22 protein-coding genes are annotated in these 23190 nt (G+C 56.8%); 14 read left to right on the top strand and 8 right to left on the bottom strand.

Annotated elements, in window-relative coordinates:
- Positions 1-17: 17 nt before the first annotated feature.
- The 3 genes from IM271_RS00775 to IM271_RS00765 are packed head-to-tail and all read right to left on the bottom strand — an operon-like array spanning position 18 to position 3007.
- Positions 18-1550: an ABC transporter substrate-binding protein gene (locus IM271_RS00775; protein WP_193051994.1), complete on the bottom strand. Its 1533-nt coding sequence runs from the start codon at positions 1548-1550 to the stop codon at positions 18-20.
- 14 nt (positions 1551-1564) lie between these two features.
- A complete protein-coding gene (ddpX, locus tag IM271_RS00770) occupies positions 1565-2140 on the bottom strand; it encodes a D-alanyl-D-alanine dipeptidase (RefSeq protein ID WP_193051993.1) in 576 nt (191 codons plus the stop codon).
- 12 nt (positions 2141-2152) lie between these two features.
- Positions 2153-3007: a MurR/RpiR family transcriptional regulator gene (locus IM271_RS00765; protein WP_049137999.1), complete on the bottom strand. Its 855-nt coding sequence runs from the start codon at positions 3005-3007 to the stop codon at positions 2153-2155.
- Between the two features lie 266 nt (positions 3008-3273).
- On the opposite strand from IM271_RS00765, the gene IM271_RS00760 reads away from it, so the two are divergent.
- From IM271_RS00760 to IM271_RS00725, 8 genes are all read left to right on the top strand, one after another.
- Positions 3274-4755: a carboxylesterase gene (locus IM271_RS00760; RefSeq protein WP_193051992.1), complete on the top strand. Its 1482-nt coding sequence runs from the start codon at positions 3274-3276 to the stop codon at positions 4753-4755.
- Between the two features lie 95 nt (positions 4756-4850).
- On the top strand, positions 4851-6062 hold the full coding sequence (locus IM271_RS00755) for a diguanylate phosphodiesterase (protein WP_193051991.1): 1212 nt from the start codon (positions 4851-4853) through the stop codon (positions 6060-6062).
- 86 nt (positions 6063-6148) lie between these two features.
- On the top strand, positions 6149-7039 hold the full coding sequence (locus tag IM271_RS00750) for an aminoimidazole riboside kinase (protein WP_193051990.1): 891 nt from the start codon (positions 6149-6151) through the stop codon (positions 7037-7039).
- A gap of 172 nt (positions 7040-7211) precedes the next feature.
- On the top strand, positions 7212-8729 hold the full coding sequence (locus IM271_RS00745) for a carbohydrate porin (RefSeq protein ID WP_193051989.1): 1518 nt from the start codon (positions 7212-7214) through the stop codon (positions 8727-8729).
- Positions 8730-8795: 66 nt separating this feature from the next.
- On the top strand, positions 8796-10166 hold the full coding sequence (locus tag IM271_RS00740; protein ID WP_028013216.1) for a sucrose-specific PTS transporter subunit IIBC: 1371 nt from the start codon (positions 8796-8798) through the stop codon (positions 10164-10166).
- Positions 10166-11572: a sucrose-6-phosphate hydrolase gene (locus IM271_RS00735; protein WP_193051988.1), complete on the top strand. Its 1407-nt coding sequence runs from the start codon at positions 10166-10168 to the stop codon at positions 11570-11572. Before IM271_RS00740 ends, IM271_RS00735 begins: the two co-directional genes overlap by 1 nt.
- Before the next feature lie 28 nt (positions 11573-11600).
- Positions 11601-12617, top strand: a complete 1017-nt coding sequence (locus IM271_RS00730; protein WP_048999607.1) for a LacI family DNA-binding transcriptional regulator — start codon at positions 11601-11603, stop codon at positions 12615-12617.
- 89 nt (positions 12618-12706) lie between these two features.
- Complete coding sequence (locus IM271_RS00725; RefSeq protein WP_193051987.1) at positions 12707-14257, top strand: methyl-accepting chemotaxis protein; 1551 nt, start codon at positions 12707-12709, stop codon at positions 14255-14257.
- A gap of 76 nt (positions 14258-14333) precedes the next feature.
- Here the strand turns inward: IM271_RS00725 and IM271_RS00720 are convergent, their stop codons facing one another.
- From IM271_RS00720 to IM271_RS20150, 3 genes are read right to left on the bottom strand one after another with little or no spacing between them, the layout of a single operon-like run.
- A complete protein-coding gene (locus tag IM271_RS00720) occupies positions 14334-14990 on the bottom strand; it encodes an HNH endonuclease (RefSeq protein ID WP_193051986.1) in 657 nt (218 codons plus the stop codon).
- Positions 14990-15925 carry an AAA family ATPase gene (locus IM271_RS00715; RefSeq protein ID WP_346729950.1) on the bottom strand — a complete coding sequence of 312 codons (936 nt, stop codon included), beginning with the start codon at positions 15923-15925 and terminating at the stop codon, positions 14990-14992. The genes IM271_RS00720 and IM271_RS00715 overlap by 1 nt, the downstream gene beginning before the upstream one ends.
- Positions 15904-16227: a hypothetical protein gene (locus IM271_RS20150; protein ID WP_226858919.1), complete on the bottom strand. Its 324-nt coding sequence runs from the start codon at positions 16225-16227 to the stop codon at positions 15904-15906. The genes IM271_RS00715 and IM271_RS20150 overlap by 22 nt, the downstream gene beginning before the upstream one ends.
- Before the next feature lie 388 nt (positions 16228-16615).
- Between IM271_RS20150 and IM271_RS00710 the strand changes: the two genes are divergently transcribed.
- The 6 genes from IM271_RS00710 to dsbG all read left to right on the top strand — a co-directional run bounded on the left by IM271_RS00710 (position 16616) and on the right by dsbG (position 21548).
- Positions 16616-17035 (top strand): hypothetical protein, encoded by a 420-nt coding sequence (locus tag IM271_RS00710; protein WP_193051985.1) that lies wholly within the window; start codon positions 16616-16618, stop codon positions 17033-17035.
- Between the two features lie 5 nt (positions 17036-17040).
- On the top strand, positions 17041-17601 hold the full coding sequence (locus IM271_RS00705; protein WP_193052037.1) for an RNA polymerase sigma factor: 561 nt from the start codon (positions 17041-17043) through the stop codon (positions 17599-17601).
- Between the two features lie 87 nt (positions 17602-17688).
- The gene (locus IM271_RS00700; protein ID WP_193051984.1) at positions 17689-18057 is read left to right on the top strand and encodes a hypothetical protein; all 369 of its coding nucleotides are present in this window, start codon (positions 17689-17691) and stop codon (positions 18055-18057) included.
- Between the two features lie 48 nt (positions 18058-18105).
- Complete coding sequence (locus IM271_RS00695) at positions 18106-20130, top strand: protein-disulfide reductase DsbD (RefSeq protein ID WP_193051983.1); 2025 nt, start codon at positions 18106-18108, stop codon at positions 20128-20130.
- A gap of 6 nt (positions 20131-20136) precedes the next feature.
- On the top strand, positions 20137-20748 hold the full coding sequence (locus IM271_RS00690; RefSeq protein WP_041909914.1) for a DsbA family protein: 612 nt from the start codon (positions 20137-20139) through the stop codon (positions 20746-20748).
- 41 nt (positions 20749-20789) lie between these two features.
- Entirely contained in the window at positions 20790-21548 is a 759-nt protein-coding gene (gene dsbG, locus IM271_RS00685) for a thiol:disulfide interchange protein DsbG (RefSeq protein WP_192971090.1), read from the top strand.
- Between the two features lie 40 nt (positions 21549-21588).
- On the opposite strand, the gene IM271_RS00680 is transcribed toward dsbG, so the two are convergent.
- On the bottom strand, positions 21589-22881 hold the full coding sequence (locus IM271_RS00680) for a glycoside hydrolase family 10 protein (protein ID WP_193051982.1): 1293 nt from the start codon (positions 22879-22881) through the stop codon (positions 21589-21591).
- 7 nt (positions 22882-22888) lie between these two features.
- Entirely contained in the window at positions 22889-23176 is a 288-nt protein-coding gene (locus IM271_RS00675) for a VF530 family DNA-binding protein (RefSeq protein ID WP_193051981.1), read from the bottom strand.
- Positions 23177-23190 lie beyond the last annotated feature (14 nt).

The raw sequence follows: 23190 nt of genomic DNA, 5'->3' as shown, positions 1-23190 counted from the left end.
TCCCCCGGCGAGAACCGTTATTTACTCATGGTGGCGATGTTGAACACCTGCTCGAGCATCGGATTAAAGGTGAAGCCTTTGACCTCTTTGTTCATCGCCAGCTGGTAGTTCTTCTGGAACAGATAGACGTAGGCCGCTTCGTCTATCACCACCTTTTGCGCCTGCTGGTAATCTTTGGTGCGTTCCGCCTGGTCGGTGGTTTTCAGCGCGGCCTGCAGCAGCGAATCCACCTCTTTGTTCTCATAGAACGAGCGGTTGCCCGGCAGCCCTTTTTTGTCCGATTCGAACCAGTAGTTCATGAACATGTATGGGTCGGCAAAGTCCGGGCTCCAGTTGCCGATGGCAATGTCGTAATCGCCTTTACCGACGCGGTCGCGCATGGTGGCATTGGCCAGTTTTTCCAGCTTGACGTTAATGCCGATCTTGCCGAGGCTCGCCTGAGTGGAGAGGGCGATAGGCTCCCAGTTCGGATCGTTGTCCGAGTAAAGGAAGGTCAGGCTGGCGGGTTTGTCTTTGACCTTCTCCAGCGCCGCTTTGACTTTGGCCTCGTCGAAGCTGTACTGCATTGCCGCGGCGTCAAAGCCCCACATGCCTTCCGGGATCGGGCCGCGCATCTGCTTGCCGTTGCCGCTCAGAATGCCTTTTACCATTCCCTGATAGTCCGTCGCCCAGGAGATGGCCCGGCGTAAATCCACCTGATTGAGCGGCGCTTTGCTGTTGTTGAGATAGAGATAGGTCACGCGTAGGGAGGGGTATTCCGCGACGGCGACTTTGCCTTCCTGCTTCAGGGCCGCCAGCTGATCGACCGGCAGGGAGTCTGCAATGTCCAGATCGCCGCGGGAAAGCTGCAGTCGGCGCGAAGCGCTCTCGCCGATAATTTTCACCGAAACGCGCTTAAAGTGCGGCTTGTCGCCCGGCCAGTGGGGGTTCGGGACCAGGATCAGCTGCTGGCCTTTCTGCCAGCTCTTCAGCATATACGGCCCGGAACCGGCGGTGTTTTGCGCCAGAAAACCGCGCGCATCGTCCGCGGCATTGGCCTTCAGCACCGCCGGGTTAATGATGGACGCCCCGTCGTTTGCCAGCGTGTAGAGGAAAGGCGCGAACGGCTGGCTGAGGGTGAATTTCACCGTGTGGTCATCGACGGCATCAATTTTCAGATCTTTCGGGAAGGCTTCAGACGGCCCCTGGCCGAGCTTCAGCAGGCGCTCAAAGGAGAGTTTGACCGCTTCGGCGGTGACCGGCGTGCCGTCGGAGAATTTGGCGTTATCCGTCAGGGTAAAGGTCCACTCTTTCTGGTCGTCGGACGCCTTCCAGCCCGTCGACAGATCGCCCTCCACCTCGGTAGAGCCGGGCTTGTACTTGACCAGACGCTGGTAGGACGGATAGGTGACGGTCCAGTCGTTGTTATCGATGGTGATGGCAGGGTCGAGCGTTTGCGGGTCGGCGGCTTTACCGATCGCCAGCATGTCTTTCGGGACGGCGGCCAGCGCCAGCGGGGCGCTCAACGCCAGCGTGGCGGCAATCAGGGTCGTGAGAAGCGATGTTTTCATGGCAGTGCTCCAGGTTAAAGAGAGGTGTGCGTCAGGGGAAAACAGGCAAAACGGTCATCAAGCAGCGGGTAGCTGGCGGCGTTCGGCAGTTCGAAGTGCCACCATTCGCTGCTAATCCCCACGAAACCGCCGCCGAACATGATGGCGTTCAGCAGCAGACGGTTACGCTGGGCGTGCGGGGGTACGGAAGGGTGATAGGGATGCGAACGGTCATGCATTTCGTCAAAACCGGCGCCCATATCCAGCACGCTGTTATGCTCGTCCATCAGCGTGACGTCGATGGCCGTACCGCGGCTGTGGTTGGAGCCAATTGCCACATCGACCACATACTCCGGGTTCGGGCAGGCGTCCCACAGCTGGGCCTGCGCCTGCTGCGGCCGGTAGGCGTCGTACACCACCAGCTTCAGCCCGGCCAGGGCGGCAATGCTGATGGCTTTTGCCAGCGCGGTGGCGGCGTCGGAATGCAGCAGGCACAGCGCCTCCTGATAGATCGGCCTGCCGGTGATGTTGTCGGCGGTGGCGTACTTCAGATCGATATGCAGCGTGGGAAACGTCTTCGCCACGTCAATCAGTTCACTCTCATCGGGCATAGCTCCGCTCCTTTAGCGTTCGAATTGACCAAACTCTTGTTGTAATTGTCGGTTTACCGCCAGACGCGCCGGGAGCGCATCACCCAGCGCTTCCACCACGCCCGACAGCAGCAGGTTGAACAGACAGCTCACGGGGGCAAGCGAATCCCAGAAATGACCGGTATCGGTTTTCACCTGCAGTAAATCCATCGGGTAATCCCGCGCCCACGGGCACCAGATGTCGGTGATTAAGGCCAGCGGGATCCCTTTTTCGCTCGCCACGCGGCAGTACTGGCGGGCCATCGTGGAGTAGGTTCGCGTATCGGTCAGCACAACGTAAGGGTGCGAAAACCCGGAGTTGAGGGATTCCACCCAGCTGCCGGACGCGCCTTCGGAATAGCTCACGCGCGGGCGAAGGTACTCGAGATGGCTGAAGAAGGCGTTGGCGATCCCGCGCGTGGACTGGATCCCCAGCACAAACACCGCGTCGGCGTGGGCCAGGTTGTGCACCACCTGACGGAAGGTGTCCGTTTGCGCCAGCTGATACACCTGCGTAATGGCGTCCACCTCCAGCGACAGGGCATGCTGAAGGCGGTTGGGCAGGGGGCGCTGCTGCTGCCAGGAGTCCAGCCGCTCGTTCATGCCCCAGGGCTGATACGGATCGCGCAGGCTCTTTTTGACATCTTCCAGGTTGCGATACCCCAGCTTGCGCAGGAAGCGTCCGACGGTGATCCCGCTGGTCCCGCTCGCCAGACCGACGCTCTCCGCGGTTTCAAACGGGATTTGCGCGGCGTGCGCCAGCAGCCAGCTCCCGACCCGCTTTTCGCTGGGAGTGAGCTGGCTGAACGTCGCTTCGATACGGCTCAACATCTCGGGTTTCGTCGTCATACCGCCTCGCTGTTAACTGGCTGTCAAAAGCTGGATTTGTGTTACCGGGTTAACAATGCACGACGCGTGCCATGTTCACGGTGAGGTAAAAACCCGCCGTGCTGTTAATTTCACGCAATATTTAGTTAACCAATGATCAACATTTGTGCAGCGTAGTTCACTTTTGGTGCAGCGGCTGACGCGGCAGGTATGAATTTGATGAATACGTCAGTCCGTTCACATTTTTGATAAGATAAAAGGACAGTGAACATAAAAGGGATCCCGGCATGGCGAATTTGCCCTGGCGAATCAGCGTGCGCCTGGCGGCGCTGGCAAAGAAAACAGGGATGGTCGTGGGGATCGTCCTGGTCGTCCTGCTGGCGGTGCGGGTCTATCTCTCGCAGCAGGGGCCGGACCTGCACCTCTGGCACACCTGGCGGGCGGACGAGATGTCCGTCCGTGAACTCGATAACACCAACTTTGCCGGGTATGTTGCCCGGGAAAACGCCATTTTCGCCGAGCTTGATAGGGCGGTGACGGCGAAAACAGCGGGCGAGGAACAAACGCCGCTAAACCGCTATTATCGCCAAAGCCTGGTTTGGCCGGGACAGTTCACGCCCGATGCCAACCGTTCGTTTGAGCTGATGCCAGCAGGAAAACCCCGTGGCGCGGTGGTATTGCTGCACGGGCTAACGGACTCGCCTTACAGCGTCAAGCACCTTGCAGAAAATTATCAACAGCAGGGCTTTGTGGCCGTGGTTCCGCGCCTGCCCGGACACGGCACCGCGCCCGGCGCGCTGACCGACGTTGACTGGGAGATGTGGCTCGCGGCGACGCGTCTTGCCGTGCGGGAAGCCACGCGCCTGACGGGAGATAACGTGCCGCTGCATCTGGTGGGGTACTCCAACGGCGGGGCGCTGGCGATGAAATATGCTCTCGATGCGCTGGATTCCTCTGCGCTTCGTCGACCGCAGCAGGTAATCTTACTCTCACCGATGATCGGCGTGACGGCCTTTGCGCGCTTTGCCGGTTTTGCGGGGCTACCGGCGCTGCTGCCGCCGTTTGCCAAAGCGGCGTGGCTGAATATCTCCCCGGAATATAACCCGTATAAATACAACTCATTCCCGGTGAACGCCGCGCGCCAGTCGTGGCTGCTGACGAAGGCCCTGCAGGAGCAGATTGGCCGCGAGGCGCGGGAGAACAGGCTGGTGAATTTACCGCCTGTGCTGGCGTTCCAGTCGGTCATGGATTCTACGGTCAGCACCCGCGCGGTGGTGACCGGCCTGTTTGACCAGCTTCCGGCAAACGGCAGCGAGCTAGTGGTGTTTGACATCAATCAGGCGGCCAGCTTCCGCCCGCTGTTCAAGCCGTCGTCGTGGACGGCAACCTCGGCGCTGCTGCCGGTTGCGCAGAGACGTTACGGTGTCACGATTATTACAAATGCGGACGCACACAGTTTCTCGACGGTGGCGAAAACAACGCCAGCAGGGAGCACGCGGGAGACGGTTGTGCCGCTTGTGCAGACCTGGCCGCAGGATGTCTATTCCTTGTCGCATATCGCCGTGCCGTTCCCGCCGGATGACGATCTCTATGGCCGTGAGCCTGGGGTGAAAAACCGCTACGGGATAAGCCTGGGGACAATTGCGCTGTGGGGAGAAACGTCCGTGTTGAGCGTCGGAAAAGAGGCGCTGATGCGGGTCACCTCGAACCCGTTTTACGACTATATGCAGGAGAGGATCGACAGCAGGATTGGCGATGGGGAAAAGTAATGTTCCCTTGTAGCGTGAATATGTTAGGTCGCATTGATTAAGTATGTTACATAGTAGCTTCAAGGCACCTCTCTTTATCATTGGAACCCCTTTTTGTGCTGACGACGCTGATCTACCAAAGCCAGTTGAATTTATCCCGCCCGTCCACCGAACTGCGGGAGCTGGTGGAGCGCGCCAGGGGCCGCAACACAAAACTGGATATTACCGGCGTCCTCCTGGCAAAAGGGAATGACGTTCTGCAGATCCTCGAAGGGTCGGAAGAGAGTGTGGTCAAACTGTTCCACACCATCCGTGAGGACAAGCGTCACAGTGGGGTGGTTGAACTGCTGCGGGACTATGGTCCGCGCAGACGCTTCGAAAACGTCGGTATGCTGCTGTTCGACCTGCAAACGCAGTCGCCGAAAGAGGTGCTGCAGTCGGTGCTGCGCTACAGCAAGCTGGACAGCTATCTGACCTCCGACGATCGGGTGTTCAAATTTATTCAGACCTTTATAACCGGTAAACGTCCGGCCCCGTCGGGGACGCGTTACACCTCGGACAAATGGGCGCTCTCGACCGAAGCGCTACCCTTTGGTGAACATCTGGGCCTGATTGCCGGGCAAACCTGCCAGTTTGCGCTTCAGCCAATTGTCGAGCCCTCGGAAGGGAAAATCAGCTCCCTTGAGGCGCTTATCCGTAGCAATGACGGCGGCAGTCCGGAACATTTCTTCAGCTCCCTGGACCCGGCGAAAATCTATGAAGTCGATCTCCAGACAAAAGCCTATGCCTTTGCGCTGGCGGAAAAGCTGGGCATTGGTAGCCATAAAATCGCGGTAAACCTGCTGCCCATGTCGCTGGTGAATGTCCCTGGCGCGGTGGAATTTCTGGTCGATGAGATTAAAAAACATGGCCTTCAGCCGGAGCAGGTGGTCATTGAAGTTACTGAAAACGAGATGATCTCCGGGTTCAACCAGTTTAACAGCGCCATCAAGCGGCTTCGCGGTGAGGGGGTTGGCCTGGCGATCGATGATTTCGGTTCCGGCTATGCCGGTCTTTCGCTGCTGACCCGCTTCCAGCCGGATAAAATCAAAATCGACCGCGAAATCATCAGCGATATCCATCTCAGCGGCCCGAAGCAGGCGATTGTGCGCTCCATCATCAGCTGCTGCTCCGATCTTGAAATTACCCTGGTGGCCGAAGGGATCGAGAAAATAGAGGAGTGGTGCTGGCTAGAATCTGCCGGGATCCGCCGCTTCCAGGGCTTCCTGTTTACCCGTCCGCAGCTTAACGGCGTTGGCGATATTCGCTGGCCGTATCTGAAGCGTTAGGCAATTTTCCTCCCGTTATTTCCCCTTTGTCCGGCCTGTGCTTAAATAGCTAAATCGGTTTAATATTGTTTAGCTTTGAGGATCACATGAAAAAAATCTGGGTACTTGGCGACGCGGTAGTGGATTTACTGCCCGATGGAGAAGGTCGATTACTGCAGTGTCCCGGCGGTGCGCCGGCGAACGTCGCGGTCGGCATTGCCCGACTGGGCGGCCAGAGCGCCTTTATCGGCAGGGTTGGCGACGATCCTTTCGGGCGCTTTATGGCGAAAACGCTCGCTGACGAGCGGGTCGACGTGAAGCATATGCGCCTTGACCCGGCCCACCGCACCTCTACGGTAGTGGTCGATCTCGACGACCTCGGCGAGCGCTCGTTTACCTTTATGGTGCGCCCGAGCGCCGATCTGTTTCTTGAACCCGCCGACCTCCCGACCTTCAGCGCGGGCGAGTGGCTGCACGTCTGTTCCATCGCGCTAAGCGCAGAGCCGAGCCGCTCGGCGACCTTTCAGGCGATGGACGCCATCCGGAAGGCGGGCGGCTACGTGAGCTTCGACCCCAATATTCGCCCGGATCTCTGGCCGGATGAGAACGCGCTGCGTCGCTGCCTGGAACAGGCCCTGCAAAGCGCCGACGTGGTCAAGCTCTCCGTTGAGGAACTGGCATTTTTAACCGGCGATGCGGATGTAAGAGAAGGTCTGAACACGCTGATGCAGCGCTGCCCGGCGCGCCTGGTGCTGGTCACCCAGGGAAAAGAGGGCGTTATCGCCTGGCATCAGGGCGCGGTGAAACACTATCCAGCTACCCCTGTGCAATGTGTCGATACCACTGGCGCGGGCGATGCCTTCGTCGCCGGGCTGCTCTACGGGCTGGCCGCCGGTCAGGAGCTGGTTCCGGCAATCGCCTTAGCCCAGCGCTGTGGCGCGTTAGCCACCACGGCAAAGGGGGCGATGACCGCGTTGCCCTGGCAGCACGACCTGTAATCCTTCCTTCACTGGCCGCCGTCCGGCGGCCTGAATTGTCGCCTCGATCACACTTACTAAATCGGTTTAGCAAAAAAGATTGCCGATCCAAAATTCCCGGGTTTAGTATCAGCAGCCTAAACCGGTTTAGCAATTTAGCACGTTCGATTAATACTTTTAGGGATGCGACAAAATGTATAAAAAACGCAGACTTGCCGTGATGATAGGCATGCTGGCCGGCAGTACCTCTGTTTTTGCCCAGACGGATATGACAAGTATCGAAGCGCGCCTTGCCGCGATGGAGCAGCGCCTTCAGGCTGCTGAAGCGCGTGCGCAGGTCGCCGAAAAACGCGCCACCGAAGCCGAACAAAAAACGCAGCAGCTGGTCGCCGCCCAGCAGCAGACGCAAACCACAACCCAGGCGGTGGCGCAGCGTACCGCCGCGCTGGAGAAAAAAGCGGATCAGAGCAGCGGATTTGAGTTCCACGGCTATGCCCGCTCCGGCCTGCTGATGAACGACGCGGCCTCCAGCAGCAAAAGCGGCCCGTACCTGACGCCAGCCGGGGAAACCGGCGGTGCGGTAGGGCGTCTGGGTAACGAAGCCGACACCTACGTCGAGCTGAACCTGGAGCACAAGCAAACCCTGGATAACGGGGCGACCACGCGCTTCAAGGCGATGCTGGCCGACGGTCAGCGAACCTATAACGACTGGTCAGCCGATACCAGCGATCTCAATATTCGCCAGGCCTTTGCGGAGCTGGGTAACCTGCCTGATATTACCGGCGCGCTGAAGGGCAGCACCTTTTGGGCGGGTAAACGCTTCGACCGCGACAACTTTGATATTCACTGGCTGGATTCCGACGTGGTGTTCCTGGCCGGTACCGGCGGCGGCGTCTACGACGTGAAGTGGAACGACTCGCTGCGCAGCAACTTCTCGATCTACGGCCGCAACTTCGGCAGCGTGGAGCAGACCGACAACAACGTTCAGAACTACATCCTCAGCATGAACCACTTTGCCGGGCCGCTGCAGGTAATGGTGAGCGGCCTGCGGGCGAAGGATAACGACGACCGTAAAGACGCTAACGGCGATCTCATCAAAACCGACGCGGCCAATAACGGCGTTCATGCCCTGGTGGGGCTGCACAACGAGAGCTTCTATGGCCTGCGGGAAGGGAGTGCCAAAACGGCGCTGCTGTACGGCCACGGCCTGGGTGCAGAAGTTAAGAGCATCGGTTCCGACGGGGCGCTGCTGTCTGATGCCGATACCTGGCGCTTCGCAAGTTACGGTGTCACGCCTGTCGGCGGTGGCTGGAGTATCGCGCCTGCCGTGCTGGCACAGAGCAGCAAAGATCGCTACGTCAAGGGCGACAGCTATGAGTGGGTGACGCTCAACACCCGCCTGATTAAAGAGGTGACCCAGAACTTCGCGCTGGCGTTTGAGGGAAGCTATCAGTACATGGATTTACATCCGGAAGGCTATAAGGACCGTAACGCCGTGAACGGCAGTTTCTACAAGCTGACCTTTGCGCCAACGTTAAAAGCGAGCAAAATCGGCGATTTCTTCAGCCGCCCGGAGCTGCGCCTGTTTGCCACCTGGATGGACTGGAGCAGCAAACTGGATAATTACGCCAGCGATGATGCCTTTGGCAGCAGCGGCTTCAACGCTGGCGGGGAATGGAACTTTGGGGTCCAGATGGAAACCTGGTTTTAACCCATCACGCTCCCGCCCGGCGGGAGCGTTTCGCACATCATAAAAAGAAGTCAGGCAGAGGTATCTATGGATGTTAATCAAATCGCCCGCGAGCTTATTCCGCTGCTGGGCGGCAAGGAAAATATCGCCAGCGCTGCGCACTGCGCTACGCGTCTTCGTCTGGTGCTGGTCGACGACGCGCTTGCCGATCGGCAGGCGATTGGCAAGGTCGAGGGCGTGAAGGGCTGTTTTCATAACGCCGGGCAGATGCAGGTCATTTTCGGCACGGGCGTGGTGAATAAGGTCTACGCCGCGTTTATTCAGGCGGCGGGGATTAGCGAGTCCAGCAAGTCTGAAGCGGCGGATATCGCGGCGCGCAAGCTGAACCCGTTCCAGCGCATTGCGCGTCTGCTCTCCAATATCTTTGTCCCGATCATTCCCGCCATTGTGGCGTCCGGCCTGCTGATGGGCCTGCTCGGCATGGTGAAAACCTATGGCTGGGTCAATGCGGATAACGCCCTCTACATCATGCTGGACATGTGCAGCTCGGCGGCGTTTATCATTCTGCCAATCCTGATCGGCTTTACCGCGGCGCGGGAATTTGGCGGGAACCCGTATCTGGGCGCGACGCTGGGCGGCATTCTGACCCACCCGGCGCTGACCAACGCCTGGGGCGTGGCCTCCGGCTTCCACACCATGAACTTCTTCGGCCTTGAGATCGCGATGATTGGCTACCAGGGCACGGTATTCCCGGTGCTGCTGGCCGTCTGGTTTATGAGCATCGTCGAGAAAAACCTGCGCCGCGCTATCCCGGACGCGCTGGATCTGATTTTGACGCCGTTCCTCACCGTCGTTATCTCTGGCTTCATCGCCTTGCTGATTATCGGCCCGGCAGGGCGCGCGCTGGGCGACGGCATCTCCTTTATTCTGAGCACGCTGATTGAACACGCGGGCTGGCTGGCCGGGCTGCTGTTCGGTGGGCTGTACTCGGTGATTGTGATCACCGGTATTCACCACAGCTTCCACGCGATTGAAGCCGGGCTGCTGGGTAACCCGTCGATTGGCGTAAACTTCCTGCTGCCGATCTGGGCCATGGCGAATGTGGCGCAGGGCGGCGCCTGTCTGGCGGTGTGGTTCAAAACCAAAGACGCGAAAATCAAAGCCATTACCTTACCGTCGGCGTTTTCTGCGATGCTGGGCATTACCGAAGCGGCCATTTTTGGTATCAACCTGCGCTTCGTGAAGCCCTTTATCGCGGCGCTGATCGGCGGCGCGGCGGGCGGAGCCTGGGTGGTGTCAGTGCATGTCTACATGACCGCCGTCGGGCTGACCGCTATTCCGGGCATGGCTATCGTTCAGGCCAGCTCGCTCCTTAACTATATTATCGGCATGGTGATTGCCTTCGGCGTGGCGTTTACCGTCTCGCTGCTGCTGAAATATAAAACGGACTCTGAATAATGACGCAACTTTCCCGCTGGCCTGCGATCCTGCAGGCCGTTATGAAAGGGCAGCCGCGCGCGCAGGCGGACAGCCATTATCCGCAGTGGCACCCCGCGCCGGTGACGGGGCTGATGAACGACCCGAACGGGTTTATCTGGTTTGCCGGACGCTACCACCTGTTTTATCAGTGGAATCCGCTGGCCTGCGAGCATCGCTTTAAATGCTGGGGGCACTGGAGCTCTGCGGACCTGGTGCACTGGCAGCATGAGCCGCTGGCGCTGATGCCCGACGAAGAGTATGACCGCAACGGCTGCTACTCCGGTAGCGCCGTGGACAACCACGGCGTTCTCACGCTGTGCTACACCGGCAACGTAAAGTTTGATGACGGCAGCCGCACCGCCTGGCAGTGCCTCGCCGTGGAGCAGCCGGACGGAACCTTTACGAAGCTGGGGCCGGTACTGGCGCTGCCGGAAGGCTACACCGGCCACGTGCGTGACCCGAAGGTATGGCAGCACGACGGGGAGTGGTACATGGTGCTGGGTGCGCAGGATGAGCAAAAGCGCGGCAAGGTGCTGCTGTTTAAATCAGCCGATTTGCATGCCTGGACGTCCTGCGGGGAGATCGCTGGTCACGGCGTCAACGGCCTGACGGAAGCGGGGTATATGTGGGAGTGCCCGGACCTGTTCGCCCTCGACGGAACGCACGTCCTGATCTGCTGCCCGCAGGGGCTGGCGCGCGAGCCGCATCGCTACCTCAATACCTATCCGGCCACCTGGATGAGCGGGGCATTTGATTATGCCAGCGCCGCATTCGATCACGGCGAGCTGCACGAGCTGGACGCGGGCTTTGAATTCTACGCCCCGCAAACCACGTTAGCAGAAGACGGACGCCGCATTCTGATCGGCTGGATGGGCGTACCGGACGGGGAGGAGATGCTTCAGCCAACCCGGGCGTACGGCTGGATGCACCAGATGACCTGCCCGCGTGAATTACGCTATCGTGACGGCAGGCTCTGGCAGACCCCGGCGCGCGAGCTGGCGGCGCTGCGTGAAGATGAGCAGCGCTGGCAGGGGCGCGCCAGCGAGGCGCCGGAACTGGACGCGACGCGCCTGGAGTTTGAGCTGGGCGCATCGCAGGTGAATGTCGATTTCGCAGGCGCGCTGCGCCTCACGGTCAATGAGCAGGGTTTACGCCTTAAACGCGCGAGCCTGAAAACCGGTGAAACATTGACCCGCTACTGGCAGGGTGAGGTTCGTCATTTACGCGTTCTGTGCGACTGCTCAAGCGTTGAAATTTTCATCAATCACGGCGAAGGGGTGATGAGCAGCCGCTATTTTCCTGACCATCCGGCCCGGGTGCGATTCGAAGGTGCGTCCGACATCACATTACGCTACTGGTCGCTGCGCGCCTGCATGATAGAATGAGGGTTTTGGCAGCCGGATCTAAGTCGTTGTGAGAAAAACAAAACGCGTCACCATAAAAGACATCGCGGAGCTGGCGGGTGTGTCAAAAGCCACCGCCAGCCTCGTCCTGAACGGGCGCAGCAAAGAGCTTCGCGTGGCGGAAGAGACGCGCGAGCGCGTGCTGGCGATTGCAAAAGAGCACCACTATCAGCCCAGCATTCACGCCCGCTCGCTGCGCGATAACCGCAGCCACACCATTGGTCTTGTCGTTCCCGAGATCACTAACTACGGTTTCGCCGTCTTTTCTCACGAGCTGGAGACGCTGTGCCGCGAGGCGGGCGTTCAGCTGCTTATCTCCTGCAGCGATGAAAATCCGGGGCAGGAGACGGTGGTGGTGAACAATATGGTGGCGCGTCAGGTGGACGGGCTAATTGTGGCCTCCAGCATGCTGAACGATGCGGACTACCTGAAGCTCAGCGAGCAGCTGCCCGTGGTGCTTTTTGACCGGCACATGAACGACAGCGCGCTGCCGCTGGTGATCACCGACTCCATTACCCCGACAGCGGCGCTGGTAGCGGACATTGCGCGCCAGCATCCAAATGAATTCTACTTCCTCGGCGGCCAGCCGCGCCTGTCTCCGACGCGCGACCGTCTGGACGGTTTTAAGCAAGGTCTGCGAGAGGCCGGCGTGGAGCTGCGCCCCGAGTGGATCATTCACGGTAACTATCACCCGAGCTCCGGGTACGAGATGTTTGCTGAACTCTGCGCCCGCCTGGAGCGTCCGCCAAAAGCGCTTTTCACCGCCGCCTGCGGGCTGCTGGAAGGGGTGCTGCGCTATATGGGCCAGCATAACCTGTTGCAAAGCGATATCAGATTAGCCAGCTTTGACGATCACTATCTCTACGATTCACTGACGATCCCGGTGGATACCATTCGTCAGGACAACCGCCAGCTGGCGTGGCACTGCTTTGATCTGATTGGCAAATTGATCGAAGGGGAGACGCCGCAGCCATTGCAGCGCAAGCTGGATGCCACCCTGCAGCGGCGCTATAAGTCAGCGGTATAGCCCCAGGCGATATATCAATAACTTTAATTAATTTAAGTTTTGGAAGCGCCGATAACCATAAGGAATAATTCTCCTTGAGGTATTGGTTTATGTCGTTGAAAAAGTCGTCCCTGATTGTCCTGTTCTCGCTGCTTTTGTTCTTTATCGTCAGCACCGTGACGAGCGTTGGCCTCATCATTAAAAGTAATAACTCTCTGGATAACGTAAACAAAGAGATCCAGGTGGTGCTGTCGATTATTGACCCCATCAACCACAGCCGTACGCTGCGCGTGCGGGTGATGGAGTACGTGAAGATGGTGGAAGCGGGCAACGCGGCGGACGAGTCTGCAAAGCTTGCCGCAGTGAAAGAGGCGCTGACCAAAGCGGACAATGCCTTTGCGGCGTTTATGGCTTCGCCGCGTCTGACGGATGAAGCACCGATGGTGAGTGCCTATCAGGACGCCTGGCAAAACTACCGCAACCAGGGGCTGGCGCCGCTGATCGATGCCGCTGCGGCGCACGATGTCGCCAAATTTAACGCGCTGATCCCGGAAGTTTCCCGTCTCGACCGCCAGTACGAAATCATTCTCGACCAGGTGCTTTCGGTCCACCAGAAATACGCTAAAAGCCTGAACGAGGATGCGAGCAGCAATTTCGTCTCCGGCCTGGTGATGATTGCCGTTATTGCCTGCCTGTTTGTTGTGGTGATCGTTGCAGTCAGCATCTTCATGAAGCGCTTTGTCTTTGCCCCGGTCAACCTGGCGCGCGAGCACTGCAGCCAGATTGCAGCGGGCAAGCTGGACATTCCGGTGCCAGTGAAGGGGAGTTCAAGCAACGAAATCGACCACCTGATGGGCTCGATGGAGCAGATGCGTCATGCACTGCTGGCGACCATCGCCCAGGTGCGCGATGCGAGCCATACCGTGACGCACGCGGCGCAGGAGATTGCCGCCGGGAATATCGATCTGGCTTCGCGTACCGAGCAGCAGGCTTCCGCGTTGACCCAGACGGCGGCGAGCATGGAGGAGCTGAGCGCGACGGTGGCGAACAATACCGATAATGTCTATCAGGCCGGAAAACTGGTGCAGGACGCGGTGAACAATGCCCACACCGGGGAAGCGGTGACCCGCGAAGTCATCGACACGATGAACACCATCGCGGCGAACTCGAAGCGCATCGAAGACATTACCAGCGTGATCAACAGCATCGCCTTCCAGACCAACATTCTGGCACTTAACGCGGCGGTTGAAGCGGCGCGCGCCGGTACGCAGGGCCGGGGCTTTGCAGTGGTGGCCAGCGAAGTGCGCACTCTGGCGCAGAAAAGCGCGGTGGCGGCTAAAGATATCGAAAGCCTGATCGCGCAGTCGGTCTCCAGCGTCAAAAACGGTGCGGAGCTGGTGAGCCGCTCGGGCGAGGTGATTGATTCGATCATTTCGTCGGTGAATAAGGTGAATACGCTGATGGAGCAGATCTCCGTCGCCTCCGAAGAGCAGAGCCGCGGGATCGGCCAGGTCGGGCAGGCGGTGACCGAGATGGATGGCGTCACCCAGCAGAACGCCGCGCTGGTGCAACAGTCCGCCGCGGCAGCGGCCTCGCTGGAAGAGCAGGCGCAGCAGCTTTCGCGGAGTATTTCGAGTTTTAGGTTGCCGGTACAGGCTTGATTTTATGAGGGAGGCTCCGCAAGGAGCCTCTTGAAGTGTGATCTGACGTGAAAATTTTTGCTTACATGCATGACTTTTAGAAAACATCATTCTTAAAATGATGAAGCAGAGGAGCATCTAATATAGCCCATCTGAGAAATGCTGAAAATTCATATTCTACACGAAGCATGTTTTTGATTTTTCTACCTATTATTTCTTTGTCTTCTGGAAGGGTATCATCATCGTCGTAATCAAAAACTAGGTCAAGAAATTTTCTATACTGTCTCATTAGCCGCTTTTTTAAATATATGCGCGTGAGATCTTTATTGCCTGTGTGATCGTCATTGAAAACTTTTGAAATTAATGTAGCAGTTTCTATCGTCTTTGGGTCGTCGTTCATTGGCACTATATCGACATGTTCAGCGTAGGCTGTCGTGGGGAAAACATGCTTGATAGACCTCAATACATCAACACTTGGGTCAGTACAATCAAGAATATTTTCAAAATGATTTCTTTTAATATTGTTACAGCGCCCGCAAGCAAAGAAAAGATTATTCCAATCATATTTTTTATTTTCATCACCTTCGTGAGGTTTGAAATGCTCAACGTTTAGAACTAGAGGGTCTTTGACCTCACATATATAGCATTTATTATGAAAGTCCTTTGATAATGTTTCTATGACATCTTTTTCAGAGTACGATGTTCTCCTTTCTAACGATATAGGAGCAACTGAATTTTTCGAAACAGGAAACATTATTTATCTCCTCTTGCTTTGCATTTAAGCAAATTCATTCCTTTTATCAAGAAGATAGCTGATTCATCATCAAGTTTATCCCTATAAGGAAGAAGTTTCTGTACAATCTCATCTATGGCTTCTATATCATGATTATCCTCATTGATGAGTAATGAAAGGCGTTTAATATCTTTTTCCAAAGAGACTGAAACTACAGGCACTCCAAGTAAGCCTTCGATGATAGTTTCATATGAATAACTGGAGAGATCTTTGAAATGCTGTTTAGAACTCAAATCATAGATAATGGAGTCTTCTAATGAACCGATAACAAAAGGAGAGTGTGTTGTTACAATGAACTGTATCGATGGATACGTTTTAGTCAGGAACGGCAAAATTTTCCTTTGAAGCGATACATGCAAATGTGCATCTATTTCATCGATCATCACGATCCCCTGCAGTTCGCTCGGAGAGATTTTAAAAGCCTCGGTTTTCATTATCAAATCAGAGATAATATTAAATATAGATGAATATCCTGAAGACAGAGTTTGGAATGTGTAGGGTTTTTTACCTTCTTGTGTTAAAAAGAATTTGAATTCATCGGGATTGAACTTAAGTTCAAATGTGGTATCTTCCATTAGGTATGCGATGTTTTTTTCTAATTCTGAAAACCAATTATCAATAGAATTGAATAGTTCAAGATTATTGTCATGAGTCTTGGCAAATGATTGTCTTGTTTTTAAATTAGCAAGGTGTTGTTCAAATGTATTACCTAGTTCTTTTTTGCTGATTGACAAGTAATTGGATTCGTCAGTGCTTATTATTTTATTGGCTCCGGTTGCAGCCTGAATTGATGCTTGTCTATCAGCTCGAAAAAAAGCAATAATACCTTTTCCTTCTGAGAGTAATAGGGATAATTTGTTAACATCTTCAAATTCTAATTGAATGCCACCCCACACCCTTGCAAGTTCCGCCTGATGATGCCGTAATTGTTCGTTTGCTTGATGATATTCATGAGAACCTTTAACTGCGTTTTCTTTTCTATTAAAAAAAAGTTTATGTTGTTTTCAATTTGACTTTTAGGTTGGTGATTCCGCTGTAGTAGGTGTGTCGATAATTTGCTATATATATCGTTAAGTAATGTTGTTTTTCCACAACCATTGCCACCAGTGATGATCAAGTTTTTTTGGTCAACATCAATACTATCATTTTCGCTTATGATTTCTGATTTGCGACTTATAACGGTCAAGAATTTACTCATTATGCGTCCTTATTATATGTTAATTCATCGAAAGGTATGCTTAGCCTTGTATTTTATAAGCATTTATTCTCTAATGGAATACTTGCGAGTACTATTTTAACAAAAAAATACGATACCGATTAAAATGCAAAACCATGTATACACTTGCAGCAAAATGGATGAGGAAGTAATGGCCGGTATTGTTCGCGATACGTAGAATGTAAATTTGTTACATAGATCTATTTTTATTCATAACTTCGTTCATAACTGCGGTTTTCACTGCACCACCGTTAAAAGCAGCAGAATTGTAGCTCTCAATACTTTCTTCATTTTCCCAGCAATATTTCCCTCCCTCATCCGTCTACCTCATCACAAGCCATAATCAGTTACTGCAAACGAGGTAAACACCATGAGAGATTTTGAAATGCACGGCAGAGGTCACGGGCGCGGATTCGGGCGCCACCGTATGGGCAAGGGCTTAGCCATCGGCGCGGTGATTTTCATCGTGCTCGGCCTGCTGGTGATGTCCCTGTGGAACGCTTTGCTCCCGGCGATCCTCGGCGTGAAGGCCATTGGATTCTGGCAGGCGCTGGGCATTCTGGTGCTGAGCCGCATTCTGTTCGGCGGGCTGGGGTTCCGCCCGGGGATGTTTGGCGCGCACCGCCGGATGCACGAGCGCTGGATGAACATGACGCCTGAACAGCGCGAGGCGTTTATTCAGCAGCGTCGCGAAGGCTTTGGTCGTCACGGCCGCGGTCACTGCGGCTGGCACGGCCATCGTGATGATAAGCGCGATGACGCCGCGCCCAAAACCCCGGAAGCAGAGTGAGCGAAATGAAAGCCGGGGAGGCGGGCGGATCCATGCTGATGTCGGCGCTCAACGCCTGCCGCGCCCGGCTGAAAGCCTTCATTCGCGGACGGACGTCCGTTCGCGATGATGCCGACGACATTTTGCAGGAAGTCACGTATCAGCTGATGAAAGTGGAGCAGCCGGTCGAAAACGTCGCGGCCTGGCTGTTCCGCGCGGCGCGTAACGAGATGACAGACCGGGCGCGTAAAAAGCGCGAGGTGCCGCTCTCCGGCTATTTTACGGGCGAAGACGACGAGGGTTTTCCCGAGGACGAGCTGGCCGAAACCCTGTTCGGCGTACCGCAAACGCCGGAGGAGGAGTATCTCAAAACGCTGCTGTGGGAAGAGCTGGGGCAGGCGCTGTCAGAACTCCCGCCACCGCAGCGCGAAGTGTTTGAAAAGACCGAGCTGCACGGGTACAGCATTAAAATGCTGGCAGAGGAGACGGGGGCCAGCGAGCAGGCGCTGTTATCCCGCAAGCACAAGGCGGTGCTGTTTCTGCGCACGCGCCTGCGGGATATCTACGACGCGCTGACGGGGGAATAGCGGCGACAGACAAAACCTTACACTTCCGGCACTTGTAGATTCATCACTATCGTTTATGATCGGGGCGTCTTGTTACTCTGGAATATTATGCGCAACCGTCAGCTCCTCGGAAAATGGCTTCTGATCATAACCTGTCTCGCGATGGCGATTTGCCTCGTGCAGCGTGCGGTTATGCTCAACCATTTTTTACAGGGACTGGATCCGCAGATTTCACTGAGTGCAGATGCCCCAACCCAAAGTAGCACCGAGCAGCCCGGGCCATCGCCCTGCCAGCTGGGCGCCCAGTCGCTTCTTTGTGCCCAGCCGCTGTTCTTCGACGGCGCGCTGCCGGCTATCATTATCTTCTTCGCGCTGTTACAGCTGCTGACGCAAGGGCGGGCATTCGCTCCCGCGGAACAGCCGGTTCAGGCACCGCCTCTCCGAATACACCTTAAAAACTGCGTTTTCCGTGAATGAAAATCATCGTCACCACACGATAATTTTTCACTGTTCACGGAGTAATACATGGTTAACCTCTTCAGGGGATTCGTCTTCCTGTGGCTGTCCTGCATCGGCATTGCCCATGCGGCAGACACCGGCTGGCAGGTCTCCCCACAAAACGATCACGCCCGCATCCGCTTTCAGGCGGAAAGGGAACAAACGCACGTTAAAGGCCTGCTCACCGTTGAGCTAAAGCCCGGCTGGAAAACCTACTGGCGATCGCCGGGCGAGGGCGGCGTCGCGCCAAAAATCAGCTGGCCGGAAGGCGTAACGGATAGCTGGTCCTGGCCGGTACCCTCGCGCTTCGATATCTCCGGCATGACCACGCAGGGATATCACGATAAGGTCACGATTCCGATCGTTCTCGACGGGGTGAAGAGCGACGCGCTCAATGGAACGCTCACGCTCTCCACCTGCAGCAACGTCTGCCTGCTGACGGACTACCCGCTGCATCTCGATTTTACCCAGCCGGTGGATGAGGGCTTCCGTAGCGCCTTCGAGCAAGCGATGCGCGCCGTGCCCGGTACGTCAGGCGTATCCGCAGATCTTTCCGCCTGGCTCTCTGGCGACAAGTTGGTGATTACCGGTACGACGGACGTGAAGTGGGACAATCCGGGGATCTACTTTGACCCGCTGGAGGGTGACATTCTGCCCGGCGAGCCGGCCATTAAGCATGACGGCAACACGCTTCGTGTGACGGTACCCGTGACCGACGAATGGGGCGATAAACCCGCCTCGCTGGAAGGCAAGAGGCTGTCGTTTGTGCTGACCAATGGCGGTAACGCGCAGCAAACCACCATGACCGTTGGGGCAACTCCCGCAGAGCCTTCCGTGCCTGAAGGAACGGGTAAAATGGTGCTTTTTGCCCTGCTTGGCGGATTGATCCTGAACCTGATGCCCTGCGTGCTGCCGGTAATGGGCATGAAGCTTAACAGCATCCTGCAGGCGGGATCGGACAGGCGCGCCATAAGGCTGCGCTTCCTGGCCACCAGCGCCGGGATCCTCACCTCCTTTGCGCTGCTGGCCGCGATGGTGACCGCGCTTAAGCTGACCGGGGCGTCGCTGGGGTGGGGCATTCAGTTCCAGAACCCGTGGTTTATCGGCCTGATGGTTGCCGTGACCTTCCTGTTTGCGCTGAACCTGTTTGGGGCGTTTGAGATGCTGCTTCCTTCAGCCGCCGCCGGGCGGCTGGCAACGGCAGGGGGCACAGGGCTTGGCGGCAGTTTCTGCGAAGGGATGTTCGCCACGCTGCTTGCCACGCCGTGCTCCGCGCCGTTCCTCGGCACGGCGGTTGCCTTTGCCCTTGGCGCGCCGCTGCACGCCCTGTGGCTTATCTTCCTGATGCTGGGCGTGGGCATGAGCCTGCCGTGGCTGTTTGTCGCCCTGGTGCCGAAAACGGCCATGCTGCTGCCAAAACCCGGCCGCTGGATGAACACGCTCAAAACGATCTTGGGCCTGATGATGCTGGCCTCCAGCCTCTGGCTGGTTACGCTGCTGAGCCTGCATCTGGGCGAGGCGGTCAGCCAGGTCGTGATGCTGGTGCTGATCGTTATCGCGCTGGCGCTGTTTGCGAAGAAGGGGCAAACCTCCTCGCCGTTATTCTGGGTCGTGGTCATCGCGCTGTCGGTGTTCGGCGGGTATCAGCTGCGCGGGTTGCTCAACTCACCGTCTGACGCCACCACGCAAAGCGTCGCACAGACCATCCCGTGGCAGCCGCTCAGCGAGGAGGCCATTGAGCAGGCGCTGGCGCAGGGGAAACGGGTGTTTGTGGATATCTCGGCGGACTGGTGCGTGACCTGCAAAGTTAACGAGCGCCGGGTACTGCGTCAGCCGGACGTTATTGCCGCGCTGAGCCAGCCGGACGTGGTGGCCCTGCGCGGAGACTGGAGCCAGCCCTCCGCGCTTATCGCGGAGTTTCTCGCGAAGCGAAACCGCTACGCCATTCCCTTTAATGAGGTCTATGGCCCCGGCACGCCTGACGGAGAGATCCTCTCGCCGCTGCTGGACAAGCGCACCCTGGTCACCACCCTGAACAACGCAAAAGGCTGATGCATTATGAAAAAATTCTTTATTACGCTTATGCTCCTGCTGACCTCGGCTCAGGTCATGGCAGCCCAGCCGCTGACGCCGGACCAGGAACAGCGCGCGCAGAAGATGATCGCTGATTTCCTGTTTAACGATCCGGATTCGCCGCGTATTGGCGCGAAAAACCCAAAGCTTACCCTGGTGGTGTTTACCGACTATAACTGCCCGTACTGTAAGAAATTCGATCCTTACCTGGAGAAGATCGTCGAAAAACACCCTGATGTGGCGGTGGTCTTTAAGTTTTTACCTTTCCGCTCGGAAAGTTCGCTGACCGCCGCGCGCGACGCGTTAACCGTCTGGCGCGCGCATCCCGAGCAGTTTATGAAATTTAACCATACCCTGATGGCCAAAAAGGGATACCACGATGACGCCAGCATTCAGGAGGCGCAAAAGCGCGCGGGGGTGAGCGTCAGCGCGCCGGATGACGAGAGCATGGTGTCGATCAAACGCAGCCTGATCGTCGCGGAAAAAATGGGAATTCAGGGCACGCCCGCCACGCTTATCGGCGAAGGGCTGCTGCCCGGCTGGGTTCCTTTTGAACAGTTCGACGAAATGGTCAGTGACGCACTGAAAAACCGCTAACCTGAAGGGGGCGGAATGCCCCCGACAAACCGGAGAGGGAAATGAAAAAATTACTGTTACTTTCGGCGCTGGCGACCTCAGGGCTGGCCCAGGCCGCTGATGCCATACCGGATGTGGTGAAGCAGTTCAGCGAGCAGCAGCAGATCAAAATCATTAAGAAACTGGATGCCCCCGGCGGGGCGCCAGCCTGGCTGGGGCAGTATCAGGACATGGGCGTGACGCTGTTTTTAACGCCGGACGGAAAGCACGTTATTTCGGGCTATCTGTACGATGACAAAGGAAAAAACCTCAGCGAAAGCTATTTCCAGAAAGAGATCTACGCTCCGATGGGACGCGAGATGTGGAAGAACCTCAACGCGGCGCATCCCCTGAAGGAAGGGGCAGATAACGCCCCGCGTAAGGTCTTCGTCTTCGCCGATCCGTTCTGCCCGTACTGCAAGCAGTTCTGGGCCGAAGCGCAGCCGTGGGTGAAGGCGGGCAAGGTTCAGCTCAACACGCTGCTGGTGGCGTTTCTTAACCCCAACAGCGGGCGCAACGCCTCTGCGATCCTGAATGCGAAAGATCCGGTTTCGGCCTGGCGCGAATACGAGCTTTCTGGTGGGAAAAAATTGCCAAAACCTGAAGGGGACGCTTCCCGCGAAACGGTAGCGATCCTGCAGAAACACCAGGCGCTGATGGACAGCCTGGGCGCAAACGCCACGCCGGCCATTTACTATCTGAATGCGGAAAATGAGCTGCAGCAGGTGGTCGGTATGCCGGACGCGCAGCAGCTTGAGGCAATGTTCGGGCCGAAGCCGTAAAAAATCAGGCAGAAACGGGGCGTTTCTGCCTGATAGTCACTTAGCTACCCCAGCGTCCTTTGAGGTAGTTCACCGCCTGCTGGGTCTGCGGCTGGTTCAGGTAATCTTCCCGGAACAGGATGGTGCCGTTCACGTTGGGCAGCGAATCGTTAAGGTCGAGCTGTTTTTTTAGCTCCGGCACGCCGCCCTGTACCGTCCAGTCCGGCTCATTTTTCGACGGTTCGCCCACCTTGTAGAACGCAATGCCGATATACAGACGGGTGTGGGTCGGCTTGACGACGTCGGCCCACCACTTGGTCAGCACGTCATAGCGCGCCGCATCACGGGCGAAGGGCCAGTATATCTGCGGGGCAATGTAGTCCAGCAGGCCCTGCTGCACCCACTGCCGCGTATCGGCGTAGGATTCATCGTAGGCCGCGGCGCCGCGCGTGTCCGAACCCGCCGGGTCAAAGGAGCGGTTTCGCCACACGCCCGCCGGGCTGACGCCAAACTCCACGTTGGGCCTGGTCTGCTTGATCGCGCGGGACACCTGCACGATCAGCTGCTGCGTATTGTGTCTGCGCCAGTCGGCTTTTGAGGCAAATCCCTGGCCGTACTGCCGCCAGGTTTGCGCGTCGTTGAGCACGGATCCCGGCGATTCAGCGTAAAAGTAATCATCAAACTGCACGCCGTCTACCGGGTAGTTCGCCACCACTTCGGTCACCACTTTGGTTATCCAGTCGCGCACTTCGGGAATGCCCGGGTCGAGAACAAAACGATCGCCGGAGACGCGTACCCATTCCGGGTGCTGAACATAGACGCTGGACGGGGTCAGATATGAAGTCCGGTTCAGGGCGGCGATGGTTGATGGCTTCGTGTTGGTCGACACGCGGTATGGGTTAAACCAGGCATGGACCTTCATGCCGCGCTTGTGCGCTTCATCCAGCATAAATTGCAGCGGGTCGTAACCCGGATATTCGCCGATGTTGCCCGTCAGCATATCTGACCACGGTAGAATTTTTGATGACCAGAGCGCGGTGCTGTCCGGCTTCACCTGGAAAAATACGGTGTTTATCCCGAGGCGCTTAAGGTTGTCGAGCTTGCCGATCAGCGCCTGCTTTTGCATGGTGATGCGCTGGTCGGCGCTGCGGCCGTTCACCGAGGCCACCGGCGGCCAGTCGAGACGAGAGACGGTCGCCAGCCAGACCCCGCGCATCGGCTCGTTTGCCTGCTGCGTCGGTTTGCTGGCGGTGGGAAGAGGGGTAACCAGTGATTTAGGGGGTTTTGAGGAGCAGCTTACAAGTAAAAGCGCGCAGGCAGCCAGCGCACCGATCCGTTTTACGTGTCGCGTCATTTGCGTATTAGCTCTTGATAATCCGACTGTTAGCCCAGGGATTAAAGGCGGGCGCCGCCTGTTCTGCGCTTTCCTCATCGTTGAGGGAATCCAGATACAGGGCTTCAACTTCCGCGCGCGCCCACGGGGTGCGGCGCAGGAATTTCAGGCTCGATTTAACGCTGGGATCTTTTCTGAAACAGTTAATTTTGATGCGGTCGCCCAATTCGCTCCAGCCATACTTCGCCACCAGGGCGTTGACCATCATCTCCAGCGTTACGCCATGTAAAGGATCTTTGGAAATGTGTTCAGTCATAGGCATCCGGATGT

This window comes from Enterobacter cloacae complex sp. I3 (assembly GCF_014896175.1).
GTDB lineage: Bacteria > Pseudomonadota > Gammaproteobacteria > Enterobacterales > Enterobacteriaceae > Enterobacter > Enterobacter bugandensis.
This window is presented reverse-complemented; position numbering and strand designations above follow the sequence as displayed.

What these genes read in the sequence shown, in the direction of transcription:
- IM271_RS00775 (WP_193051994.1), bottom strand. Translation starts at nt 1,550, where the DNA reads ATGAAAACATCGCTTCTCACGACCCTGATTGCCGCCACGCTGGCGTTG.
- ddpX (WP_193051993.1), bottom strand. Translation starts at nt 2,140, where the DNA reads ATGCCCGATGAGAGTGAACTGATTGACGTGGCGAAGACGTTTCCCACG.
- IM271_RS00765 (WP_049137999.1), bottom strand. Translation starts at nt 3,007, where the DNA reads ATGACGACGAAACCCGAGATGTTGAGCCGTATCGAAGCGACGTTCAGC.
- IM271_RS00760 (WP_193051992.1), top strand. Translation starts at nt 3,274, where the DNA reads ATGGCGAATTTGCCCTGGCGAATCAGCGTGCGCCTGGCGGCGCTGGCA.
- IM271_RS00750 (WP_193051990.1), top strand. Translation starts at nt 6,149, where the DNA reads ATGAAAAAAATCTGGGTACTTGGCGACGCGGTAGTGGATTTACTGCCC.
- IM271_RS00745 (WP_193051989.1), top strand. Translation starts at nt 7,212, where the DNA reads ATGTATAAAAAACGCAGACTTGCCGTGATGATAGGCATGCTGGCCGGC.
- IM271_RS00740 (WP_028013216.1), top strand. Translation starts at nt 8,796, where the DNA reads ATGGATGTTAATCAAATCGCCCGCGAGCTTATTCCGCTGCTGGGCGGC.
- IM271_RS00735 (WP_193051988.1), top strand. Translation starts at nt 10,166, where the DNA reads ATGACGCAACTTTCCCGCTGGCCTGCGATCCTGCAGGCCGTTATGAAA.
- IM271_RS00725 (WP_193051987.1), top strand. Translation starts at nt 12,707, where the DNA reads ATGTCGTTGAAAAAGTCGTCCCTGATTGTCCTGTTCTCGCTGCTTTTG.
- IM271_RS00720 (WP_193051986.1), bottom strand. Translation starts at nt 14,990, where the DNA reads ATGTTTCCTGTTTCGAAAAATTCAGTTGCTCCTATATCGTTAGAAAGG.
- IM271_RS20150 (WP_226858919.1), bottom strand. Translation starts at nt 16,227, where the DNA reads ATGAGTAAATTCTTGACCGTTATAAGTCGCAAATCAGAAATCATAAGC.
- IM271_RS00710 (WP_193051985.1), top strand. Translation starts at nt 16,616, where the DNA reads ATGAGAGATTTTGAAATGCACGGCAGAGGTCACGGGCGCGGATTCGGG.
- IM271_RS00705 (WP_193052037.1), top strand. Translation starts at nt 17,041, where the DNA reads ATGAAAGCCGGGGAGGCGGGCGGATCCATGCTGATGTCGGCGCTCAAC.
- IM271_RS00700 (WP_193051984.1), top strand. Translation starts at nt 17,689, where the DNA reads ATGCGCAACCGTCAGCTCCTCGGAAAATGGCTTCTGATCATAACCTGT.
- IM271_RS00695 (WP_193051983.1), top strand. Translation starts at nt 18,106, where the DNA reads ATGGTTAACCTCTTCAGGGGATTCGTCTTCCTGTGGCTGTCCTGCATC.
- IM271_RS00690 (WP_041909914.1), top strand. Translation starts at nt 20,137, where the DNA reads ATGAAAAAATTCTTTATTACGCTTATGCTCCTGCTGACCTCGGCTCAG.
- dsbG (WP_192971090.1), top strand. Translation starts at nt 20,790, where the DNA reads ATGAAAAAATTACTGTTACTTTCGGCGCTGGCGACCTCAGGGCTGGCC.
- IM271_RS00680 (WP_193051982.1), bottom strand. Translation starts at nt 22,881, where the DNA reads ATGACGCGACACGTAAAACGGATCGGTGCGCTGGCTGCCTGCGCGCTT.
- IM271_RS00675 (WP_193051981.1), bottom strand. Translation starts at nt 23,176, where the DNA reads ATGACTGAACACATTTCCAAAGATCCTTTACATGGCGTAACGCTGGAG.